At 68.4% G+C, this 3,662-nt stretch carries 5 protein-coding genes; all 5 read right to left on the bottom strand.

Annotated elements, in window-relative coordinates:
• The coding region (locus tag MUO23_08845; GenBank protein ID MCJ7513061.1) for an NAD-dependent epimerase/dehydratase family protein at positions 1-602 on the bottom strand (602 nt) is incomplete at its 3' end.
• 48 nt (positions 603-650) lie between these two features.
• Positions 651-1,457, bottom strand: a complete 807-nt coding sequence (locus tag MUO23_08840; protein MCJ7513060.1) for an AAC(3) family N-acetyltransferase — start codon at positions 1,455-1,457, stop codon at positions 651-653.
• 19 nt (positions 1,458-1,476) lie between these two features.
• Complete coding sequence (locus MUO23_08835) at positions 1,477-2,247, bottom strand: enoyl-CoA hydratase-related protein (GenBank protein ID MCJ7513059.1); 771 nt, start codon at positions 2,245-2,247, stop codon at positions 1,477-1,479.
• Positions 2,240-2,749, bottom strand: a complete 510-nt coding sequence (locus MUO23_08830) for a DinB family protein (protein MCJ7513058.1) — start codon at positions 2,747-2,749, stop codon at positions 2,240-2,242. Before MUO23_08830 ends, MUO23_08835 begins: the two co-directional genes overlap by 8 nt.
• A gap of 79 nt (positions 2,750-2,828) precedes the next feature.
• Positions 2,829-3,503 carry a DinB family protein gene (locus tag MUO23_08825; protein MCJ7513057.1) on the bottom strand — a complete coding sequence of 225 codons (675 nt, stop codon included), beginning with the start codon at positions 3,501-3,503 and terminating at the stop codon, positions 2,829-2,831.
• Between the last annotated feature and the right edge of the window lie 159 nt (positions 3,504-3,662).

Here is a 3,662-nt window from a genome sequence, read left to right as displayed (position 1 = left end):
ATCGTTGCAGGCACCGCCAGGCGAGCCCAGCCGCGCGCCACCAGCACCAGCAGGCGCGCCGTAGTGAGATGCACATCTCCGGGGCCAAACACCGCCGTCGGATTGACCACGATCAACGGCGCCTCCAGCGCCAGCTGCTCCGTCGCCGCTTTGACCTCATAGTAGGCAGAGCGCGGCAGCGTGCCGGGCACGTAGTGATCCCCCTCGTTCGCCGGCCGCGACTGCCCCGGCGGCGGCCAGCCGATTGTCGACAGGCTGGAGGTGTACACCATGCGCGGCGCACCGGCCGACCGCCACGCCCGCAGCACCGTCTGCATCGTCACCCGGCCGCGGCGGATATGCTCCGCCACGCTCGCCCCACCCTGGGGGTAGTAGCCTGCAGCGTGGAACACGATGTCGACGCCGCTCATGGCGCGCCCAATTTGTTCTGGATCGGAGAGGTCGCCCTCAACCCATTCGACAGGGACCCCAGCCAGGTCTCCGGTCGCTCCCGGGCGGCGGCGCAGGGCACGCACGCGCCAGCCGCGTGCCAAGCACGCTCGCGCCACCTGGCCGCCGATGAACCCGGTCGCACCCAGGACAAGCACTGCGCGGGCGGTCATCGTCGGCCTTCGGACCTGCGGGCGCGGCAGATGGGCCTCGCTCCCGGATTACGGTCGGACATCGGCCCGCACGCTGGCGCGCACGGCGGCGCAAGCCGCGCATCCAGCACGGTCACACAGCAGGGCGCGTGGATCCTGACGGATCCAGCTCACGACTCCATGCACCAGATCGCGCATCGGAAGCAGCCAGACCGGGCTTCCGTCCAGGCTGAGGCTGCGTCCGATTCCCGCCAGCCGCGGTTCGAGCGCACTGAAACCCTCGGCGCAGCCCGGCATCCCCGGGCATAGCCGGACCCCGGCCGGAGTAAGCGCCCAGCGGACGAACTGCCTCCGCCCGGCCATGTGCTCGGCATAGTGAATCGCCACATTCGCCCGCTGCTCGGCACCGAGCAGCAGAACGTCGCCGTCGCCGCCAGCCAGCGCAGCCAGTGGCCCGAGCGGCGCCTCCATGGTTTGGGCCTGCAACACCTCGTCGGCCTGCCAGCCGCTGAACGAGAGCAGCGGATGCATCGACCGGTGTGCGCCGGGCTTCTGGCGCATGGCTTCGGCGGCCGCGCCCAGCGCACCATCCACTGGAAGGCCCGGACGGAAGAACTCCGCCTCCTGGCTCAGATCGTGCTGCGCCTCATAGTCCAGGCCGTTGTCCGCAGGTCCCACCGCGGGCACCACCTGGCAACGCAGGGTGAAGGCCGGCATCAACACCCCCTCCACGCTGGCCAACAAGGCGCCCAGGACCGTCTCGGTACCGCCGATCACCTGCGAACTAAACTCCTCAGAGACATGCGCCAGCGCGATTCCGGCCGGCTGTATTCCCAGCTGGCCCAAGGCCTGGGTCAGGTTGCGGTAGGAGAGCACGCTGGCCAGCCTCCCCGGCTTATCGTCCCCGCCATGCGGGGGCCCGCTTCTCGATGAAGGCCGCCATGCCTTCCTTCTGGTCGTCACTGTCGAACAGCAGGTAGAAGGCCCTGCGCTCGGCCGTCAAGCCTTCCCGCAGAGGAAGCTCGAAGGCCTGATTGACGGCCTGCTTCCCCAACCGCACGGCCAGCGGCGCCCGGGCCGCCACCTCCTCCGCCAGGCGCAACGCCTCATCGAGATAGGTTTCCAGAGGGTATACCCGATTGACTAGTCCGAACTGCTGCGCTTCGATCGCCGTGAGTGTGCGGTTGTTCAGGATGACCTCCATGGCGATAGCCTTGCCGACGGCCCGGGCCAGCCGCTGCGTCCCGCCGGCGCCAGGGATGACCCCGATCGTGATCTCCGGCTGGCCGAACTTGGCGGTCTCGGAGGCGACGATCATGTCGCAGGCCATCGCCAGCTCGCAGCCTCCGCCCAGGCACCACCCCGATACGGCTGCAATCACGGGCTTGCTGACCTGAGCCACCCGATCCCACAGCGAGATCCGGTCCTCGAGCAGCATCTCGACGGCCCCGGCTCCGGCCATCTCCTTGATGTCGGCTCCGGCGGCAAAGGCGCGCTCATCCCCGCAAATCACGACAGCCCCGATCTCCGGCTCGGCGTCGAAGTCACGCAGCGCATCAGCCAATTCCTGCATCAGGGCCTGGTTCAGGGCGTTCATCGCCCGGGGCCGGTGCAGCCGGATCACTCCGACCCGCCCGCGCCTTTCAACCTGGATATTCTCAGCCATTGAGCCCTCCTACCCCCAGGGATGCCAGCCGACCGGCAAGCTCCACGAGATGTTCCTCGGCATGTTCGACTGCCCGAGTTATCCACCATTCGAAGGGACGCGAGCCGATGTCCGGGTGCCTCCCGGGGCGCTGCCAGTCCGCGGCGGCTAGACCGCGAATCAGCGCAAGTCCGCCCACCCTGGCGGCGGCGAAGTCGGCCAGCACGGTGTTCACGGGCTCGGCTGGCAAGTAGTGCGTGCTCATCCACCGCTCGGCGTCGAAATCCGCGAACAGGGGATCGGCTTCGTCGAGGATCCTTTCCAGCCGGGGCAGATAGGCCTGGATCTCGACGTCCCGCACGTGGACCAACACCTGATGGGCCGACCACCCTGCCGGGCGGGCCGGGCGCTGCAGCTCGGCTGGGCCCAGACGCTCCGCCAGGTCCGAGAGCACGGCCGGTTGGCGCGCGTAGCGGTCAATCATGGTCTCGCGGGCTAAGGGGGGATGCTCGTGACCCTGCATGACGGCTCTCCCTCGGGAGCAGGACTGCGGCCCTACGCAAGATGAAGGCGACAGGCCGTGAAGGGCGACGGTGGTGGCGTCAGCCCAGCATGCGGCGGAGGCGCTGCAGGTGCTGGGTGTGGTCACGGTCATGCCACAGGGCGCGGCGCAGCACCTTGCGCGCCGACCAGGTCTCGCCGGCCATGGCCACCACCCCCTGGCGCGATGCCAGGGAGGCCAGCGAGTCCAATAGGTGATTGCGCACCTGGTCGAGACGCTCAAAGGGATCTTCAACCAGCTCGGTACGCGGGAAGGCAAGGCCCATCCGGTCCAGGTACCAGCATTCGGCGTTGGCCACATGCCGCAGGATACCCAGCATCGGCCAGCGCTCTCCCGGGAACTCTCTCCCCAGCTGTTCGCTGCGCACTCCGTCCACGGCCGCGATCAGGTCTCGGCGGGTTGCGTCCAGCAGGTGTTGGTACTGGGGGAGTTCTTCGGTCGTGACCGGCGGCCGGTCGGCGGCGAAGAAGGCGTTGACCTCCTGATCGACCTCATAGTTCCAGGCGCGGATCACCTCGCTGACGATCATCGGGCCCGACAGGCCCGAGACTCGCAGTCCGTGGCCGCGGCACCATGCTAGGTAGGCTTCTACCCCGGCCGGGACGGCCTTCAGCGCCAGGTCCAGGTTGGCGTCGGACGTGAAGCAGCCGGGCAGGTCGGGGACGTGGGCGATCCAACGCCCATCCATTTCTTCGGCGCAGGCCACGTAGGCCATCAGCTCATCACCTTGCCGCCATCGACGTTGATCGCCTGGCCAGTCAGGTAGCCCGCCGCCGGCGAGCACAAGAACAACACCAGGCCGACGATATCTTGCGGCTGTCCCAGGCGGCCCTGAGGGATCTCGGCCAGCCAGCGGTTCATCATCTCAGGGTCT

It is taken from the genome of Anaerolineales bacterium (assembly GCA_022866145.1).
GTDB lineage: Bacteria > Chloroflexota > Anaerolineae > Anaerolineales > E44-bin32 > PFL42.
This window is presented reverse-complemented; position numbering and strand designations above follow the sequence as displayed.